The sequence below is a fragment of the Moraxella sp. CTOTU47724 genome (genome assembly GCF_032014955.1).
Classification (GTDB): domain Bacteria; phylum Pseudomonadota; class Gammaproteobacteria; order Pseudomonadales; family Moraxellaceae; genus Faucicola; species Faucicola tetraodonis.
This window is the reverse complement of sequence record NZ_DALZSV010000023.1, coordinates 1-18,581: the sequence shown is the minus strand read 5'-3', so window position 1 is coordinate 18,581 and position 18,581 is coordinate 1. Positions and strand designations below refer to the sequence as shown.

Annotated in this window: 17 protein-coding genes; 8 read left to right on the top strand and 9 right to left on the bottom strand. The window is 44.4% G+C overall.

Translation table 11 applies throughout. The features are described 5' to 3' along the window. Positions 1–6 precede the first annotated feature (6 nt). Together potC and RTR63_RS06440 are read left to right on the top strand one after the other, a co-directional pair. Positions 7–810 (top strand): spermidine/putrescine ABC transporter permease PotC, encoded by an 804-nt coding sequence (gene potC / locus RTR63_RS06445; protein ID WP_198510933.1) that lies wholly within the window; start codon positions 7–9, stop codon positions 808–810. A 10-nt stretch (positions 811–820) separates the two neighbouring features. After that, complete coding sequence (locus tag RTR63_RS06440) at positions 821–1,963, top strand: ABC transporter substrate-binding protein (protein ID WP_312523325.1); 1,143 nt, start codon at positions 821–823, stop codon at positions 1,961–1,963. A gap of 81 nt (positions 1,964–2,044) precedes the next feature. On the opposite strand, the gene gorA is transcribed toward RTR63_RS06440, so the two are convergent. The 4 genes from gorA to RTR63_RS06420 all read right to left on the bottom strand — a co-directional run bounded on the left by gorA (position 2,045) and on the right by RTR63_RS06420 (position 6,374). After that, positions 2,045–3,415 (bottom strand): glutathione-disulfide reductase, encoded by a 1,371-nt coding sequence (gene gorA / locus RTR63_RS06435; protein WP_309592576.1) that lies wholly within the window; start codon positions 3,413–3,415, stop codon positions 2,045–2,047. Between the two features lie 134 nt (positions 3,416–3,549). Then, complete coding sequence (locus RTR63_RS06430; protein ID WP_312523324.1) at positions 3,550–4,773, bottom strand: 5-methylcytosine restriction system specificity protein McrC; 1,224 nt, start codon at positions 4,771–4,773, stop codon at positions 3,550–3,552. After that, on the bottom strand, positions 4,770–6,062 hold the full coding sequence (locus tag RTR63_RS06425) for an McrB family protein (protein ID WP_312523323.1): 1,293 nt from the start codon (positions 6,060–6,062) through the stop codon (positions 4,770–4,772). Before RTR63_RS06425 ends, RTR63_RS06430 begins: the two co-directional genes overlap by 4 nt. Beyond that, positions 6,063–6,374, bottom strand: a complete 312-nt coding sequence (locus tag RTR63_RS06420) for a rhodanese-like domain-containing protein (protein WP_312523322.1) — start codon at positions 6,372–6,374, stop codon at positions 6,063–6,065. It lies immediately after the preceding gene. A 208-nt stretch (positions 6,375–6,582) separates the two neighbouring features. On the opposite strand from RTR63_RS06420, the gene RTR63_RS06415 reads away from it, so the two are divergent. Continuing rightward, positions 6,583–7,932 (top strand): MFS transporter, encoded by a 1,350-nt coding sequence (locus tag RTR63_RS06415; protein WP_409418203.1) that lies wholly within the window; start codon positions 6,583–6,585, stop codon positions 7,930–7,932. 112 nt (positions 7,933–8,044) lie between these two features. After that, the gene (locus RTR63_RS06410) at positions 8,045–8,611 is read left to right on the top strand and encodes a DNA-3-methyladenine glycosylase I (protein ID WP_082168302.1); all 567 of its coding nucleotides are present in this window, start codon (positions 8,045–8,047) and stop codon (positions 8,609–8,611) included. A 58-nt stretch (positions 8,612–8,669) separates the two neighbouring features. On the opposite strand, the gene RTR63_RS06405 is transcribed toward RTR63_RS06410, so the two are convergent. After that, entirely contained in the window at positions 8,670–9,248 is a 579-nt protein-coding gene (locus RTR63_RS06405; RefSeq protein ID WP_264754915.1) for a BLUF domain-containing protein, read from the bottom strand. A gap of 100 nt (positions 9,249–9,348) precedes the next feature. Next, the gene (gene rarD / locus RTR63_RS06400) at positions 9,349–10,326 is read right to left on the bottom strand and encodes an EamA family transporter RarD (protein ID WP_312523321.1); all 978 of its coding nucleotides are present in this window, start codon (positions 10,324–10,326) and stop codon (positions 9,349–9,351) included. A gap of 174 nt (positions 10,327–10,500) precedes the next feature. Here rarD and RTR63_RS06395 point away from each other — a divergent pair, with 174 nt between their 5' ends. After that, positions 10,501–10,968 (top strand): Lrp/AsnC family transcriptional regulator, encoded by a 468-nt coding sequence (locus RTR63_RS06395; RefSeq protein WP_062331430.1) that lies wholly within the window; start codon positions 10,501–10,503, stop codon positions 10,966–10,968. 29 nt (positions 10,969–10,997) lie between these two features. On the opposite strand, the gene RTR63_RS06390 is transcribed toward RTR63_RS06395, so the two are convergent. Both RTR63_RS06390 and RTR63_RS06385 read right to left on the bottom strand, forming a co-directional pair. Continuing rightward, on the bottom strand, positions 10,998–11,465 hold the full coding sequence (locus tag RTR63_RS06390) for a threonine/serine exporter family protein (protein WP_007115872.1): 468 nt from the start codon (positions 11,463–11,465) through the stop codon (positions 10,998–11,000). Between the two features lie 48 nt (positions 11,466–11,513). After that, complete coding sequence (locus RTR63_RS06385; RefSeq protein WP_312523319.1) at positions 11,514–12,401, bottom strand: threonine/serine exporter family protein; 888 nt, start codon at positions 12,399–12,401, stop codon at positions 11,514–11,516. A 424-nt stretch (positions 12,402–12,825) separates the two neighbouring features. Here RTR63_RS06385 and RTR63_RS06380 point away from each other — a divergent pair, with 424 nt between their 5' ends. The 3 genes from RTR63_RS06380 to RTR63_RS06370 all read left to right on the top strand — a co-directional run bounded on the left by RTR63_RS06380 (position 12,826) and on the right by RTR63_RS06370 (position 17,708). After that, positions 12,826–15,225, top strand: coding sequence for a YgiQ family radical SAM protein (locus tag RTR63_RS06380; protein ID WP_312523317.1), 2,400 nt, complete (start codon positions 12,826–12,828; stop codon positions 15,223–15,225). Positions 15,226–15,735: 510 nt separating this feature from the next. Then, a complete protein-coding gene (locus tag RTR63_RS06375) occupies positions 15,736–15,948 on the top strand; it encodes a DUF2905 family protein (protein WP_219332143.1) in 213 nt (70 codons plus the stop codon). A 113-nt stretch (positions 15,949–16,061) separates the two neighbouring features. After that, positions 16,062–17,708 (top strand): vWA domain-containing protein, encoded by a 1,647-nt coding sequence (locus RTR63_RS06370; protein ID WP_312523316.1) that lies wholly within the window; start codon positions 16,062–16,064, stop codon positions 17,706–17,708. A 72-nt stretch (positions 17,709–17,780) separates the two neighbouring features. Here RTR63_RS06370 and upp read toward each other — a convergent pair whose 3' ends face one another. Then, the gene (gene upp, locus RTR63_RS06365; RefSeq protein WP_065263959.1) at positions 17,781–18,416 is read right to left on the bottom strand and encodes a uracil phosphoribosyltransferase; all 636 of its coding nucleotides are present in this window, start codon (positions 18,414–18,416) and stop codon (positions 17,781–17,783) included. Positions 18,417–18,581 lie beyond the last annotated feature (165 nt).

The following is an 18,581-nucleotide window of genomic DNA, read 5'->3' as shown; positions in this document are numbered from 1 at the left end:
GACGCTATGTCTAATACTATGAAATGGCTGTCTCGCCTGTATTTGACCATCGTATATCTGCTGATGTTCTCGCCGATTGCGGTGATGGTAATCTTCTCGTTTAATGCCTCAAAAGTCGGCTATCAATGGGGCGGTTTTAGTACCCATTGGTACAGCGAGTTATTTAGTAATGCCGCGATGGTACAAGCTGCCATCAACTCGGTCATATTGGCGGTAGTGGCTGCGACGATTTCCACTGCGATTGGCGGTTTGACGGCGTTAGCGTTGCAGCGTTATGACTTTAAAGGTAAATCGATACTACAAAGCTTGCTATTTGTACTGATGATGTCGCCTGAGATTGTGTTGGCGATTTCGCTATTGGCGTTATTTTTGATTGTGGGGATACAGCTGGGGTTTGTGACGTTGCTAATTGCGCACATTACCTTTTGTCTGCCCTTTGTGGTGATTACGGTGACTGCGCGTCTATCTAGCCTCGACACCCGCGTGTTGGAAGCGGCGCGTGATTTGGGTGCCAATGAATTCACCATGATTCGTACCGTGCTTGTACCGATTATTTTGCCTGCGATTTTGGCGGGCTGGGTGCTTGCCTTTACCCTATCACTTGATGATGTGGTGGTATCGACGTTCAATACAGGACCTGAATTTGAGATTTTACCATTACAGATTTATTCGATGGTGCGTGTCGGGGTAAAACCTGAAGTCAACGCCGTTGGTACAATCTTGCTCGCAATCTCGCTACTGGGTCTGATTATCTCGCAGTTATTACTTGCCAAAAAGTCGATGAATCTACCATCGACCCAAAAACGTTAAGGAGACTTATATGATTTCTCGGATGCTCAATAGAAGACGTTTTTTAGGGTATGGCTTAGGCATTGGCGGTGCCGTTTTAACAGGGGGGCTGGCAAGTAATCTAACGGGTTGTCAAAAAGCGAGCGAGACCGCGACTAGCGCTGCGGCGTCTGCGCCTACTGCCAGTCAAGGCGGCAAGGTTGTCAATGTCTATAACTGGACGGAGTATATCTCTGACCAAGTGCTTAAAGATTTTACCGCAGAGACAGGTATCGACGTTATTTATAGCACCTTTGATTCTAACGAAGCCATGTACGCCAAACTCAAACTGATGAATGGCAGTGGTGAGTATGATGTGGCGTTTCCAGGGACGGATTTTGTCGACAAAATGCGTAAGGAAGGGATGCTTGAGCCGCTCGACCATGCCAAATTAACCAATTTTGGCAACCTTGGCAAAACCTTTATCAACGCCCCTTTTGACCCTGAAAACAAGTTTAGTATTCCCTATCTGTGGGGCTCATCAGGCATTGCAGTCAATACCAAACGCATTGCTAAAGCAAGCTTGAGCAGCTGGAATGACTTGTGGAAGCCAGAGTACGAAGGGCGCGTGATGCTGATGAATGACATCCGTGACGTGTTCACCATGAGTCTATTGACCCTTGGCTATAACGGCAGTACCAAAAACCCTGAAGCCATCAAACAAGCGTATGAAAAACTCACCAAGCTGATGCCCAATGTGCGCACCTTTAACTCAGATGCACCGCGCATGCCGTTTATGGAAGGGGAAACTTACTTGGGCTTGGCTTGGAACGGTGAAGTCATCATGGCGCAAGACCAAGGGATGCCAGAGCTGGACTTTGTGTATCCAAAAGAAGGCGCTATTATGTGGATGGATAACATGGTCATTCCCAAAAATGCCAAAAACAACGACAACGCCCATAAGTTTATCGATTTTATCTTGCGACCCAAATACGCTGCCATGATTAGCGAAGAAATCGGCTACGGCTCGCCCAACGAGGCGGCAAAAAAAGAGATGCCACCTGAGCTTGCTAACAATCCGATTGTGTATCCGCCAGCTGATTTGCTAAAACATGCCATGTTTCGTGAAGACGTAGGCGATGAGATAATGGCACTGTATCAGCAGTATTGGGATAGGCTCAAAGTGGATATGTGATTTTTCAATAAGCGGTCATTAAAAAATTATAAAAAAAGCGGGCTTATGATTAAGTCCGCTTTTTTTACCCTAAAAATTCGCTTAGCGCATGGTGACAAACTCTTCTGAGCCAGTCGGATGAATCGCCACCGTGTCATCAAAGTCACGTTTGGTCGCGCCCATCTTGATAGCCACAGCAAAACCTTGAATCATCTCATCGACGCCAAAACCTACACCATGCAAGCCTACCACTTTTTCTTCCTCACCCACACAAATCAGCTTCATGTGACACGGCTCGCGGTGCTTGGTCACTGCACTATACATCGGGGTAAAACTGGATTTATAGACTTTAACTGCATTGATGCCATAGCCTTTAACCGCCTCTTCTTCACTCAGCCCTATAGTACCAATCGGTGGATGGCTAAAAATCACGCTCGGCACTAGGTTATAGTCCAAATGCTCATTGGGTTTGTTGTTAAACAAGCGCTCAGATAATCGACGACCTGCTGCCACCGCCACTGGGGTCAATTGAATACCATGTTCGATAATATCGCCGACGGCATAGATACCTTCGACATTGGTATTTTGATAGGCATCGACTTTAACAAAGCCTTGCTCATTGACTTCAACGCCCGCTTTATCAAGATTGATGGTATCAGTTGCAGGTTCGCGACCCGTTGCCCAAATCAAACAATCCACCGTCAAGGTCTCATTGTTTGACAATTCAATGCTCAATGAGCCATCTTGGTTTTTGCGCACTTGTTGTGGCAGCAATCCATAATGAAATTCAATACCATCATCGTGCATGATATGGGTGAGCGTGGTGACAATGTCGGCATCGAAGTTTTTGAGCACCCGCTTGCTACGCACAATCAAATGGGTCTTTGAGCCCAATGCATTCATCACCCCTGCAATCTCGACACCGATATAGCCTGACCCCACAATCGCTACCCGCGGTGGCAACTCGGTCAAGTCAAAAAAACCATCCGAGTCAATACCCAACTCTGCCCCTTCAATCGCTGGGCGAACAGGTCGCCCCCCCATCGCTAGCAAAATATGGTCAGCGGTAATGGTCTCTATTGTGCCGTCATTTTTATACACCTCAACCGTATGTTGGTCGGCAAATTTGGCAAAACCATGAATCACATCGACTTGGTTATTTTTGAGGCCATTGTTGTACGACTGATGAATGCGGGTGATATAAGCTTGGCGACTTTGTACCAATTTGGCAAAGTCAAATTGTTTAACATCCAAATCAAAGCCATAGTCAGGCGCATAATGATGGATCGCCGCTGCCATATTGGCGCCATACCACATCACTTTTTTGGGCACACAGCCCACATTGACGCAAGTACCGCCTAGCTGCTTGGCTTCAATCAAGGCACATTTTTTACCATAACTGGCAGCACGGTTGATGGATGCAATGCCCCCTGACCCACCACCAATCGCGATATAATCATAATGTTTGCTCATAATTCTTCCTGTTTTTTGATGATTTTCAAAATTATATGCGGTTATTCTACCAAGTTTTGGTGGCTAGAAAAGTTGTTAATTCTCACCTTTCTCATTGATAAAATAAAACGAATTAGCATTTTTTTTGAATAATTTTAATGAAAAAGGTTTAAACACCCTTGCGTCACCGCAAAAGGCATCAGATAAAATCGGGTTTTTTTGGGTTGGCAAAATTCAATCTGCTGTGCCATTAACTGTGTGCTTAGTGTTGGGACAATCAGCCAAGCTTCATCGGCATCAAACTCACTGGCGTAGGTAAGTAGTTGGTACATATCAGCCAAGCTTATGTCGTTGAAAGTAGCAGTTTTTTTCCATTTTACATCGGCAATAATGAGTTTGTCGGGAGACTTTAGCCAAATATCGGGTTTGATGGTTAACCCTTGCTGCACGGTCAATGGCTGTCTTTTTTGCTCAACTAGCTCAAAATTCTGCCCTACAAATTGTTCATGGATTTTCCTGCCCACCCATTTTTCAAAGGCAAATGGCATATTCACCAGCCAAGTTGGGGTCAAAAACTGCCCTTGGTTACTGGCTTGTTGTAGCGTCAGCAGCGCATAACAAAAGCTGATAAAAGTATAATTACGCTGGGCAAGCAGACTGGGCAACGCGGTCAACTCTTGCAGCGCTTGAGAAAATAAGATGTCGTATAAGTCTTTGGCAACGGTACCCACTGCTTGCCACTGAGGCGGTAATGGGAAAGCCATGCTGCCAATCACCCGCTCGATGGTGGTTTTTACCAAGCGATTGCCCGCGGTATCCATCGCAAAATTTTCAGTCTGATGATAAAACTTATGCGGCTGGTGGAAGTTATGCTGCAATTGCTCTTTGACCAGTAATTTACCCTGCAGGTAGGACTGATTTTGCTCAAATTGCTGATATTGCTGATTGGGCACATACTGGGCAAATCCCTGCCAAAAATACGCTTGTAGCCACTCGCTAAGCGATAGTGAATGATTGCTGGGTGGAGGATTGGGGGCTGGAGGATTGATGAGTAGTTGATTGGCTAGATTGGGTAACGACTTGGGCAATAAGGCTTGCCACACCGCTGTCAGCATCTGTTGCACCCATTGACGGGTTTGGGCAACTTCATCGGCATGGGTAATTTGGCTTTGTGCAAGTTTTGGCAAAATCTCAATTTGCCCGCCACTGGGCAACCCAATCACACCGATATAGTGGCGCACTTTGAGTTGCCACTGCTGCTGTTTACGCTCAATGCGAAACACGTCAAAATTTTGCTCAATAAGCCAGTCAAAATCCTGCCCATCGTCAAAATCTGCCGCGGTCAGGCAACTATGTTCAAACGTGATGATGGCTTTCATTGGGCGCTTTGATAGATTGCAAGATAGTTATTTGGCTCATCAAGCGCTTGGGTATTGATGTCAAACCCCGCTTGCTGCGCCATAAATCCAGTTGCTTTTTTGTTATCAACTAGCCTAATAAAGCGTTGCCCAAAGATTGCTTGCAAGATTTGTCCATGGTGCTGGCAGGCTTGCGCCACTTGTGGGATGATGGATTGGCTAAACGCAGCGCTTAACGCTTGCAGCGAATCAATACCCCACAAAAAACTATGCCCTAACTGGCTGTCTTTTGCCAAATTTTGCAAGATTCTTTCATTCAATGCGGTCAACAACTTGGCTAAATCAATCTCAATCCCATTTGCCATCACTTTACCCAACAACTGTGGCTGTGGTTGACATTCAATAAATTCAAAACGGCGGCGAAATGCCATATCGAGCGGCGCCAATGAATGATCTTGGCTGTTCATGGTGGCGTAGATATCGACATTGCTAGGCACACTAAACGGCTGACGCGAATACGCCAAATTCACCGACAGCCTATCTGTCTGTCCTGCGCGTTTGGTAGGTTCAATCAAACTCATCAACTCCCCAAACACGCGGGCGACATTGGCGCGGTTGATTTCGTCAATCAACATGGCATAACGGTGGCTAGGGTCATGTTTGGCTTGTTGACACAGTCTAAGAAATGCCCCTGACTCAATGCGATAGCTCATCTGCCCATTGTCCGCGATGTGGGGACGAATCCCTTCGACAAATTCTTCATACCCATACGCTTGATGAAAACTGACAAAACTAAAGCGTTCTAGCTTTGGCTGTAAATAGTTGGGCTGAAACTGGCTGTGAATCGCCGCTTGGTAATCATCGAGTTTGTTTTGCAAGTCTGCTAATAACGGCAAGCTGTCTGCTAATAAAAACCAATTACTGCTATCGTCTTTATCAAAATACGATTGACTAGATTTATTTTTTACCAATACATTTTTGGAATCTGCAGGACTAAATTGCTGTAGCGTTGACCATGCCGTATTGGCAATTGCCTTTTCGCGTTGGTTAATTTTTAGCTTAGTAACAAAGAATAAGTTGTTAGTGATTTCAGCAACTTTAAGTAATGATTTTCCCTTTTTTCTTTCATCTAAAAATACTAAACAAATCACCTCTCGCCAGCTTAATGGCTCTACCAAATTTTTTAGTAAATCATCGGCATTGGCTACTGGCAATATCTCAGTATATTGTTTGGCGATTTGTTGCAGTTGGTAGGTTTTGCCTGTACCTGCCACGCCTGTAAAGATGATGTTTTTGGCTAATTCTAACATTTATTGATTTTCACTCACGATGGTCATACCTGCCGCTTTTGCCGCACGCGTACCACCCGTCAGATGGACGATGTCCCGATTTGGGTCAATCTCATTGAGCAAAGCGACAGCTTTGGCGGCTTTGCTGCCGCCACCGCATAGCACATAGATAGTGCCATCCGTGGTTGCTAATAACTCTGCCGTCAGCGTATCCAAGGGTTGGTTTTTGGCACACTCAATATGTCCTTGCGCAAATGCTTTACTATCCCGCACATCCCAAACGGTATCGTTTGCGGTGGCAGAAAAGTCGGTAATGGCTAGCTCACGAATCATGGTTACCTCTTAATTTTTAATATCTATTTTGTGATGGCTTATTATGGATAAGCTGACCAAATTTATCAAATCAGCGATTAATAACCAAATTTTTGCTTCACCTTAACTATTTTTATCAAGTCTTTGACAAATTATGATTTATAATTCATTCCAATATTTTATGTATATTAATTTTCACTTAAACTTTTATTATCTAAGGAGGGTAGACATCATGGCAACCGTTTCAACCGCGCACCCTGATCATCAGCATATCGCGCTACGCAATGACCCAAAAAAGGTCGCCGTGGCATCCATGATTGGTACGGCTATTGAGTTTTATGATTATTATATTTATGCCGCTGCGGCGGTATTGATTTTTAATACCCAGTTTTTTGATAAAACCGATGAAAAAGCGGCGATGCTTTACTCGCTTTCGACGTTGGCATTGGCGTTTATTGCCCGCCCTTTCGGTTCAGCGTTATTTGGTCACTTTGGTGATAAACTCGGTCGTAAAAAAACCTTGGTGGCCTCTCTGCTCACGATGGGTTTGTCAACTGTAGCGATTGGTTTGCTACCGACTTATGCCCAAGTAGGCGTCATTGCCCCATTATTGTTATGTTTACTTCGTGTGGGTCAAGGGATTGGGCTTGGCGGTGAATGGGGCGGTGCTGCCTTGGTCGCCACCGAAAATGCGCCAGAAGGCAAACGTGCTTGGTATGGTACTTTCCCGCAGTTAGGCGCGCCGATTGGGTTATTTTTAGCCAATTTAGTGTTCTTTTTACTCAGTTATTTTTTAGGAAAAGATGCCTTGGTCGAGTGGGCATGGCGCATCCCGTTTCTTATTTCAATCGTGCTTGTGGGTGTGGGTCTTTGGGTACGTTTAAGCCTGCATGAAAGCCATGTTTTCCTTACCGCTGAAGCCGAAGGCAAAAAAGTTAACGCCCCTGTGTCAAAAGTCATTACCCAATATTGGCGTCCGATGGTGCAAGGCACATTCTTGATGGCAATGACTTATGTGATTTTTTATATCATGACCGCCTTCGTACAAGCCTATTCAAAAAGCCCGGCAAAATTATCTTCTTTTGGTTTCCCAACAGGGTTAGGTATTGCCCCAAATACCTTTACTGGCTTTTTATTGGTGGCTGCGATTGTGTTTGGTATTTTTACCAGTATCTCAGGGATTGGCGCGGATAAAATCGGTCGTAGAAAATGGCTGATTGGCGTGACTATATTATGTATGGTGTTTGCCTGCTTTATGCCAATGCTGCTCAGCAATGGCACACCAACCACGGTATTTATTTTCCTCATTTTGGGCATGGCATGTATGGGTATGTCATTTGGTCCAATGGCAGCGCTATTACCAGAGCTGTTCCCCACCGAAGTACGGTATTCAGGTGCGTCACTGGCTTACAATCTAGCGGCGATTGTGGGTGCATCGATTCCTGCGATTTATGCCATCAAAATCAATGAGCAATATGGCATGAAAGGTGTGGCTATATATATTGTTATTAACGGTTTGATTTCTCTCATTGCGTTATTCTCAATTAAAGAAACCAAAAATATTGATTTGATGGATTAAAAGATAGATTAAAAGATAGACTAAAAATTGATACCTAAAAACGCTAGCAAATGCTGGCGTTTTTTTTGCCCAAGGCGGTTATAATAAACCTTTCAATACCATGAGGCATAGGATGAAAGCCTATAATCGCTGTGAATGGTGCGGCACGGACCCACTTTATCAAGCTTACCACGACAATGAATGGGGAAAGCCCAGTGATGATGACCGTCATCTATTTGCCATGCTGTGTTTGGAAGGTATGCAAGCGGGACTTAGTTGGATTACCATACTCAAAAAACGCGAGCGTTATTACCAAGTATTTGCTGATTTTGACCCTGCAATTATTGCGCAGTTTGATGATGACATGGTCGATAGTCTCATGACCGATGCGGGCATTATTCGCCACCGCGGTAAAATTAAAGCCATTATCAACAATGCCAAATGCTATCTAAAAATTACCGAAACGCAAGCTTTTAGCGATTATCTTTGGGACTTGTCGCCCAGCGGCGTGGCAAAAATACCGCAGGATAATCACCCAAAAACCTTTGCTGATATCCCCAGCAACACTGAATGTTCAGATAAGATGTCAAAACAGCTTAAAAAAGACGGGTTTAAATTTGTGGGCTCGACGATTTGCTATGCGTTTATGCAAGCAGTCGGTATGGTGAATGACCATGTAGCGGCGTGTGATTTTCGGTAAGCGAGTTCAATATTCAATAGCGGATAACATATTTCTCGATGCTACAGATTTCTCGGTGCTACAGACCCCAAAATAGGCTAAAACTAATCAAAATCAATACCAGTAAAATGCTCTGAACCAATAAAAAATGCTGATGCACTTTGAGCAGTCCGCGCAGACTGACCCCATAATGACTGACATTTTTAAGAGAATAGCTTTGAAAATCCACCAAGCTACGGCGATGATATTGTGACCGCATGACCTCAACAAACTTATCAGCCGCTGCTGCTGTTGACCTAGCTGACAACACAGGTAAAAACGCATTGATAACATCTTCATGTGTTTCTGGGTTATTGATATTGACCATCAACATTTGCCAATCTTGAAACAGCCGTTGTTCGATCATCCCTTTAGACTTGAGCGTGACATCGCGGTTGCGCCCATCACGCTGAATGTTACCAAATAATTGCTCAATCGCTGATTTTTCGCCTTCAATGTACTGAAAAAAATAGCCATTACCAAAGCACAAAAAACCGGTAATTTGATGGGCAAGGTTCTCACGCTGTGCCACCGTCATGATATCAGACAGCGTTCTAGGGGTTACGCCAGCTTTCAACGTCATACGGCTCACATAAGTTAGATAATGAATTTGCCCCAAGCAGCACCTCAGTCTTTATGGTTTTACAATTTTTGTTCAGCGCAATTTTAACAATTTATTACATACTTAGCCATCCATTAAATCAAGAATATTAGCTTACCTAGTCACAAATAGCGGTTGAGTGGCTTTTTTTGGACACTCGTATTGCATTTACGATCATCAGCAATACCCCTACCCAAATTAAAGCAAAACTGGCAATCATGGTACCATTGACAGCTTCATGCAGCACAAAAATGGACAATAAAAACATCAGCGCAGGTTCAAGATAACTGAGCATACCAAAGGTGTTCATCGGCAACACCTGACTGGCTTTGAGGTTGGTCTGCATGGCAAGCGCACTAATCATACCCAGTCCAATCAATAGCAGCCCCATTGTCATTGACCCAGTGACTATCGATATACTGCTGTTTTGCCATAATAAAAAACCTAGGGCAATCGGTGCAATCACTGACAAATCAACGAACAGCCCCAACAGCGCAGGTACCCCTTGCCAGCGGCGCAGTCCATAATAAATCGGATAAGTCAAACACACCCATGCAGTGACCCACGATACACTCCCCGCGAGCCAAAATTGCAATCCTACCCCTGCCGACGCAGCGATAATCGCCGCCCACTGCAATCGATTTAAGGTTTCTTTAAACACCACACAGCCCATCAGTACCATCATCAAGGGAAGCAAAAAATACCCCATTGCGGTATTGACCGCCTGTCCATTGATAGGCGCCCACATAAACAGCCATAGCTGACTTGCCAAAATCGGTGTCGGCAACAGCAATAAAACCCATTGTTGTTTGTTTAATCCCATCAAAAATGCTTTGAGTTGCCCAAAACTTTGCGTCACGGCCAACAGCCCCACCAACCCAAACCACATCGCCACCATGCGCCACAAAAAAACTTGCGTGCCTGACAACGGCGCAAGCCAGTGACTATACAGATATAGCACGCCAAACAACACATTAGAAATCAATGCCAACACCACCCCAAAACGTAACTTTTTGGCAGCGGTAGCGGGCTGACGGGTTGTTGCCTTGGGCTGGACAACGATAGAGGATGGTGATAAAGCGCTGGAGACTGACATAATTGACCTTGTTATATTTTTGCTTTTGCGGTTAAATTGCCAAGCAGTATAACAATTATCTTTGGTAAATTATTTCAAAATCCCCCAATTTGTGATAATTTAATATTAATATAAGATAAATTTGCTATATTTTTCTCAATTTGTCTTATTTTATATTTTTAGAAGGACATGGCTATGATTCATGAAATCGATGATATCGATAAACGTATTTTAAACTTGTTGCAAGAAGATGCGACGCTACCGCTTAAGAACATCGCCGAAAAAGTGCATGCATCGGTAGCGACCTGTCAGCGCCGTATCCAAATGATGACAGAGACGGGGGTGATTACTCGCCAAGTAGTGATTGTCAACCCCACCGAATTGGGCTTTGATTTAAGCGCGTTTGTGCTGATTGAAATGGAAAAACAAAATACCGCGCTGCAGCATGGCTTTGAGCGCTTGATGAACCGATTGCCCAACGTGATGAGTTGTTATGAAATCTCAGGGGATTATGACTTTTTGCTATTGGTACATGCCAAAAATATGGCGGAATATCACCGTTTTACCCGTGATAATTTAACTTATGAAAACAATGTCCGACGCTTTAAAAGTCAATTTGTGATGAACTTCTCCAAGGTAGGCACTAAAATCCAGTTAGATTAGTTAGATTAATGCGCCATCAGACAATGGGCTCAAACAATGGGCTTAGTGCGATACCAAAATGACGTCGGCAACGAAATGCCAAACACCAACGCAGCGGTCACAAATATCGCATTGAAGCTAAAATCCATCATTTGGGTAAATACTTGTGGATTGTAGCCATAGTAGCCTAGCTGTACAAAGCTAATCATAGCTTTGTACGCGGTAATCCCTGGCATCATACACAGCATGGCAGGCACCAAAATCATTTTTGGGGTGAGTAAATATTTTTTTGCCAAATAAATTGCCACAAACGATGAAATACCCGCTGCCACAAATGTCGCTAGTATCAAATTGACTGACAGTTGTTTTAATAGCTCTCTAAGTCCGTAACCTAGCACGGTCAACAATAAGCATTGCCAAATATAGCGGCGCGGCACATTGACAAGCAGTGTCCAGCCAAGCGTCATCAAGCAAGCAAAAGTTGCTGCGCGTATCAAGGCAATCGCATCAATCGCCATTTTTCACCCTACCCAATATTGGCAATAAAATTTTATCAAACGCTTTCATCAACCCACGCCCCAATGACTGATATTTAGTAGTAGCAGTGACAACACGATGCCGATACAGCTCGATAACGTCAAGATAATCACAAACATAAAGCGCCCGATACCGATGTTCATATACCCCTTGAGCATATCTGATAATGAATTTATCAAAGGAAAACTGGGAACCAACCAAAGCACACTCGACGCCATAGCAATATGCGGGTCGTTACCAATCCCCAATAACAGCGCGGTACTGGCGAAGATGGAGCCAAAACACGCCGCTATGAGCGCGGATATAAATGGGTTAAAGTTGCGGTTACTCAGCCATAGCCGCAGCGAATACCCCATCATGCTCGCAATAAAAGTCACCAAACACACCAGTATATCGCCCCCTGCCAAATACGCAAAGCAGGCACACGCCACACCGACCATCGGCGCGACCATCTTGGCAGGATAAGTGCCGCGATCAATCTCATCAAATCGATAAGTCGCATGCTCTAGGGTACTCGTCACCGGCATACTTTCCAAATCCAGTACAATTCGCTGAATTTGTACAACGATATTGACATTGATGGCATGGGTGGTTGACGCGCGCAAGGTGGTAATACAACGGTTATTATAAATTGTGGTGATGGTCAAGCCATTATAGGCAATCCCACACTCCACGCTGGCCAACCCCAACGCTAACCCCAATCGGCGGCACAAATCTGTTACCGTTGCCGACTCTGCCCCATATTGCATTAGTAGCAGTCCACAGCGCACACACAGACGGGTGATTTGCTGCTGGTGTTCATACGCCATATACGGCAACCGCCGTCTAGGCTTCGGCTCTGTCGGGGGCGAAAGCTTAGTAGGCTCAGGTGTTAGCGGATCAAGCGCTTCTAGGGCATCAGCAAAGGTATCGGTCATAGCATCATTTTAATAACCTTGATATCTCATTTTAGCATTAAACTAGCATAAAATCAGGGTGAATCAGTATTGCTTTATTGATTAAAAAGTTGATTAAGAAAGCTGAATAAAAATGAGCAAAAAGTTGAAAACTACCCGTTATTTAAAAAAATTCTACCTACTTAACAAGCTGCGATTGGTTTATTTTGGTTTAAATAATAGGGTAATATTCAATACCTTCCATTACCCTCCATTTTAATCACCATCTAGCCATTTGACAGTCACTTTTTCCGTTAATTTTTACAAAAATACTGAATCGCTTTACCCTTTAATTAAACCCGACTAATTTAATCAGGTTTTTTTGTTATTTCGCCCTATAAACCCCCATCGCAAAATTGATTCATGATAAAATGAGCCATATTCATTTTATTTAATATCCAAGCCTATGTCCGCCGAAACTATTGCCAACAAAGCCTTTAAACAAGGCGCCAAAGCCTTATTTGACTATGACAAACACTGGGCAAGCTGCTTTGAGCCTGCGCCATTTTTGCCGATGAGCCGAGCCGAAATGGATGCCCTTGGTTGGGATGCCTGTGATGTCATTATCGTCTCAGGCGATGCCTACGTGGATCACCCAAGCTTTGGCATGGCAATCATCGGCAGACTGTTAGAGTCGCAAGGCTTTCGCGTCGGTATCATTGCCCAGCCAGACTGGACGAGCAAAGACGCTTTTATGACCCTTGGCAAACCGACCATTGCGTGGGGCGTCACCGCAGGCAATATGGACAGCATGATTAACCGCTACACCGCCGATAGACGCATTCGCAGTGACGATGCCTACTCGCCAGACAATGCCCCCGACAAACGCCCCGACCGTGCGGCTGTGGTATATAGCCAGCGCTGCCGTGAAGCCTATCCCGATGTTCCCATTATTTTGGGCGGGATTGAAGGCTCGCTGCGCCGTATCGCTCATTATGATTATTGGTCAGATAAAGTGCGCCGTAGCATTTTGATGGATAGCCGCGCTGATATTTTGCTGTATGGCAATGCCGAGCGCGCGATTGTCGATGTTGTAGATGCACTTGCCAAAGGTTACCGTTTTGAAGACCTTGCCAAAGTGCGTGGCACCGCGTATCTGTCGACACAAACCAAAAAACACTGGCAAGCCGACATGATAGAAATCGCCAGTAACGACGTCGACACCGTTGGGCGCGTTGACCCAATTATCAATCCGTATGTGATGATGGAAGATGTGGGCGACTGTCACATCGAACAAGAAAAAACCCTTGAGAGTCAATACAAAGGTTTTGTGGCAGATAAAGTCGAGCACAAAGTGCTCAATGCTGATAAGGTCGCTGAAAGCCAAGACATCCAAGTGGTCAACCTCAAAGACCCCAATAAAAACGCCTTAAAACACAAACGCCCGTTGCCGCCCCGTGACAAAACCGTGATTCGCTTGCCCGACTTTGAGCAGGTCAAATCCGACCCGGTACTTTACGCCCATGCCAACCGTATTTTGCACCTAGAAACCAATCCGCATAACGCCCGCGCCTTGGTGCAGCGACATGGCGACATTGATGTATGGCTCAATCCGCCGCCCATTCCACTTACCATGGAAGAGATGGATTATATCTTTGATTTGCCGTATGCGCGTTTGCCCCACCCTAACTACGGCAACGCAAGAATTCCTGCCTACGACATGATTAAATTATCAGTCAATATCATGCGCGGCTGTTTTGGCGGCTGTACCTTCTGCTCGATTACCGAACATGAAGGACGGATTATCCAAAACCGTTCAGAAGAGTCTATCTTGGGCGAAATCAAAAAAATCCGCGACACCGAGCCGTCATTTACCGGGGTAATTTCTGACCTTGGTGGACCGACTGCTAACATGTACCGTCTGCATTGTAAAGACGATGCCATTGAGAAAAACTGCCGCAAACCGTCCTGCGTGTATCCCGATATTTGCGACAACTTACTCACCGACCACAGTCCTCTCACCCAACTGTATCGCAAAGCTCGTGATATCAAAGGGGTGAAAAAAATCCTGATTGCGTCAGGCTTGCGCTATGATTTGGCGGTTAAAGACCCCGAATATGTCAAAGAATTGGTCACCCACCATGTCGGTGGATACCTCAAAATCGCCCCCGAACATTCCGAAACCAATGTACTCTCCAAAATGATGAAACCGGGCATGGGGACGTATGATACTTTCAAGCAGATGTTCGACAAATACAGCCGTGAAGCAGGTAAAGAGCAATATTTGATTCCGTATTTTATTGCCGCGCACCCTGGTACCACCGACACCGACATGATGAACTTGGCGATTTGGCTCAAGCGCAATGGCTTTCGTGCCGACCAAGTGCAAGCCTTTTACCCAAGCCCGATGGCAACTGCTACTACCATGTATCATACTGCCAAAGACCCCTTACATAAAGTCACCCGTGACAGCGAAGGGGTGGAAATCGTCAAATCGGGTAAACAGCGTAAACTCCACAAAGCGTATTTACGTTACCACGACCCCAAAAATTGGGCACTGCTGCGTCAATCGCTTAAAGATTTGGGGCGTGAGGATTTGATTGGGCATGGCAGTCAGTGTTTAATTCCGCCTTATAACCCAAAATTGGAAGGCGAAGACATTTACCAATCGGCAAGAAAGAAAAACAGCTCAGCAGGTGGCGATTCTGTTAAGCGTAATGGTAAAGCGGATAACTCCAATTCAAATAATGGGCAAAGTAAATCGGAAAAAAAACCCACGCCCACGAGCTTTGGTAAAAAACCGAATCCGAAAAAGAGTAATTTCCAAACGCAACATACAGGCTTACCGCCGCGGAAAACTAAATAGTTTATGTTATTCAAGGCTTGTAGAGTATTTCTACAAGCCGCCTCATTTATTTTTAAATAATTTCAATTTTAATGCCATGTCTGAAGATTGATAGCGATTTTATGTTTTTTGTATGATTAAAAAAAGAGTGTTTAGCACCTTTAACTTGGTTTAGACTTTGATGATTTCTAAAATCTCCCAATTTGATTTTGGTGTTTTCTTCGAATACTGTAATCGTTAAATGCAAAATAATTAGCTAGAAATAACCTATAGTCTGAATGGATTAAACCATTCCCATGACTGATGGCTGCGTTATTTCACCTTCTGTCTAAAAATCCAATGTATTGTTCCAAATAAAGACTCGAAGCCTCAAACATTATGTGACAGCCTTTCTTATTGATAAAAAATTCTCAATAAAATTTAAATTTTTATTTTCACATTAAGCTTACATCTTAACAACTAAACGTAGCACTAAAAACATTAAAAAATCAATAAAATACAAGCCATTATAAAAACAAAAAGGTTCTGAGCATGGCAAAAATTTTTATTGGGATAGGGATTTTATTTCTCATCATTGGCTTAATTTATCTGTTTTTTCCCAATGCCTTTAGTTGGTTTGGTCGTATGCCAGGGGACGTTAATTATCGCTCGCAAGATGGCAGCTTTAGTTTTCATTTTCCCATCGTCACTATGATTATCGTGAGTATCATTCTCACTATTATTCTTAACCTATTTAACCGCTGACACCGCGCTAACCACAGCCCTGTCTAGCGGGTTTTATCGCAAAAAACTGCCTTTTTCATCAAAAAATGTCGTAAACTGTGGTTATGCCAGTCACGATTGAGAAGGAGTTAGTCATGCAGCGCGACATTTTTAAGCCAACACTACTGAGCCTTGTCATCGCCCAAAGCTTATTGACGGCGTGTAGCCCCTCACCGTCAAATAGCCGTGATACCAGCCCTGCCACACCCGTTATCACCCAACCAACGCCCGTAGTTGCGGCGCCTACCATGATGATGGACGCGGCAGCAATGAGCAAGATGGCACGCTACTCGCCTATCATGCCGATGCCGATACCACAGGATAATAGCGAAAAATATCAGCACCTTGCAATCAACCCCATTCACCAAACCGCCACCGATGCTGTTGCCACCTTTAGTATCGATACTGACACGGGCAGCTACGCCAATGTGCGCCGTTTTCTAAACGACGGACAATTACCGCCTACTGACGCGGTGCGTATTGAAGAGCTTATCAACTATTTTAACTATGACTTTTCACAAGCCAAACGCCTTGCCAACGCCCCTTTTTTGGTAAGCACCGAAACAGTTGCCGCACCTTGGCGTACACCCAATCGTATCATCAAAGTGGCTATCAAAGCGGATGACCCTACCATCACCAAAAAAAGCGTCTTACCGCCTGCCAACTTGGTATTTTTGGTAGATGTATCGGGCTCGATGTCAGACAACGATAAATTACCACTAGTCAAATCTTCACTAAAAATGCTCACCAAGCAATTGAGGTCGCAAGATACCATCAGTATCGTGACCTATGCTGGTCGTACCCAAGTGACGCTTCCTGCCACCAAAGGCAGTGATACCGACAAAATATTAGCCGCGATTGATAGCCTAGATGCCAGTGGCTCGACCAATGGCGAAGCAGCGATAAAGCTGGCTTATCAACAAGCAAAAATCCACTATAAAAAAGACGGCATCAACCGCATTTTGATGATGACCGATGGGGATTTTAATGTCGGTGTATCGGACGTCGATGAAATGCTAGATATTATCCGCCGTGAGCGTGATAGCGGTGTGTCACTTTCCACATTTGGCTTTGGTGAAGGCAATTTAAACGACCACATGATGGAGCAAGTCGCAGATAACGGCAACGGTAATTATAGCTACATTGACAGCCTGTCTGAGGCCAAAAAAGCCTTGGTAGACGAAATGTCAGCAACCTTTAATACTGTGGCAAAAGACGTCAAAGTCCAAGTGGAATTCAATCCCCAGACGGTTAAAGAATGGAGGTTGATTGGTTATGAAAACCGTGTCCTTGCAAAAGAAGATTTTAACAACGATAAAGTAGACGCAGGTGAGCTAGGGGCAGGCAAATCCGTGGTTGCGCTGTTTGAAGTTACCCCTGTGGGGCAGCAAGGTTGGCTAGACGATAGCCGCTACCAAGCTTACCCTATCAATCATACAGGCAAAAATACTGAGCTGGGGTTTTTAAAACTGCGCTATAAAGCGCCAAATAGCAACACATCAACGCTTTTGACCCTGCCAATTAGCAATCAGACCCAACAGCCAAGCAATGAGCTGGCATTTGCGCTAAGTGTGGCAAGTTTTGGTGAAACCCTGAAGCAAAGCAAATACCTCGGTAATTGGCAACTAAATGACAGCAAGCGATTCGCCCAAGCCAATCTTGGCAACGACCCACAAGGTATTCGCCGCGAATTTATCAAGCTTATCGACTTAGCCGATAGCTTACAACCCACCAAAAAATAGCCACTATACAACTGTTAATAAAAAAGCTAGATAAATCATCTAGCTTTTTTACTACTTTTACTGTTTTGCCCATCAGTGCTGTTTTGTGCCAAAAATTTTATCCCCTGCATCCCCAAGCCCTGGAATAATATACCCCTGTTCATTCAAATGGCTATCGAGTGCTGCGGTAAAAATCTTGACATCAGGATGGGCATCATTCACCGCTTTTACCCCTTCAGGCGTTGCCACTAATACCAAGGCTTTAATATTTTTACAACCGTGTTTTTTCATCATATCAATCGTTGCTACCATACTACCGCCAGTCGCAAGCATAGGATCTAAAATCAACGCAGGACGCTCATTAATATCTTTGACCAATTTTTCAAAAAAAGGCACAGGCTCAAGGGTATCCTCATCACGTTGCAATCCAACCATCGAGATTTTTGCCGTGGGAATAAGGTCTAAAACTCCATCAAGCATTCCTAAACCTGCGCGCAAGATAGGTACGACAGTAACGGTTTTACCTTTGATTTGAATGCCCTCAATTTGGTTGCCTTCCCAGCCCTGAATGCTGATTGTTTCTATGGGAAAATCACGGCTTGCTTCATACGCCATCAAACGGGCAAGCTCTTTGGTCAAGGTACGAAACTTATAAGTGCTACTATCTGCCTCGCGCATCAATGATAATTTATGCTTAACTAAGGGATGGTCAATAACGGTAATTTGCATGGTAACACTCACTTTAAATTTCACACCAAAAATTTCGCCTATTTTACCCAAAGTCTGTGATAAAAACATTAATTTTCTATTCTGAGTTTTTCTCTGATTTTTTCAGGGATGCAAAAAAACACCCCCTTACTGATGTAAGGGGGGGGTGATTTGGAATAGGGAGCT

Excerpts from the sequence above, each read along its gene's own strand:
- RTR63_RS06370 (WP_312523316.1), top strand. The coding sequence starts at position 16,062 with ATGCAGCGCGACATTTTTAAGCCAACACTACTGAGCCTTGTCATCGCC.
- RTR63_RS06385 (WP_312523319.1), bottom strand. The coding sequence starts at position 12,401 with ATGACCGATACCTTTGCTGATGCCCTAGAAGCGCTTGATCCGCTAACA.
- upp (WP_065263959.1), bottom strand. The coding sequence starts at position 18,416 with ATGCAAATTACCGTTATTGACCATCCCTTAGTTAAGCATAAATTATCA.
- RTR63_RS06425 (WP_312523323.1), bottom strand. The coding sequence starts at position 6,062 with ATGTTAGAATTAGCCAAAAACATCATCTTTACAGGCGTGGCAGGTACA.
- rarD (WP_312523321.1), bottom strand. The coding sequence starts at position 10,326 with ATGTCAGTCTCCAGCGCTTTATCACCATCCTCTATCGTTGTCCAGCCC.
- gorA (WP_309592576.1), bottom strand. The coding sequence starts at position 3,415 with ATGAGCAAACATTATGATTATATCGCGATTGGTGGTGGGTCAGGGGGC.
- RTR63_RS06440 (WP_312523325.1), top strand. The coding sequence starts at position 821 with ATGATTTCTCGGATGCTCAATAGAAGACGTTTTTTAGGGTATGGCTTA.
- RTR63_RS06410 (WP_082168302.1), top strand. The coding sequence starts at position 8,045 with ATGAAAGCCTATAATCGCTGTGAATGGTGCGGCACGGACCCACTTTAT.
- RTR63_RS06420 (WP_312523322.1), bottom strand. The coding sequence starts at position 6,374 with ATGATTCGTGAGCTAGCCATTACCGACTTTTCTGCCACCGCAAACGAT.
- RTR63_RS06390 (WP_007115872.1), bottom strand. The coding sequence starts at position 11,465 with ATGGCGATTGATGCGATTGCCTTGATACGCGCAGCAACTTTTGCTTGC.
- RTR63_RS06430 (WP_312523324.1), bottom strand. The coding sequence starts at position 4,773 with ATGAAAGCCATCATCACGTTTGAACATAGTTGCCTGACCGCGGCAGAT.
- RTR63_RS06380 (WP_312523317.1), top strand. The coding sequence starts at position 12,826 with ATGTCCGCCGAAACTATTGCCAACAAAGCCTTTAAACAAGGCGCCAAA.
- potC (WP_198510933.1), top strand. The coding sequence starts at position 7 with ATGTCTAATACTATGAAATGGCTGTCTCGCCTGTATTTGACCATCGTA.
- RTR63_RS06375 (WP_219332143.1), top strand. The coding sequence starts at position 15,736 with ATGGCAAAAATTTTTATTGGGATAGGGATTTTATTTCTCATCATTGGC.
- RTR63_RS06395 (WP_062331430.1), top strand. The coding sequence starts at position 10,501 with ATGATTCATGAAATCGATGATATCGATAAACGTATTTTAAACTTGTTG.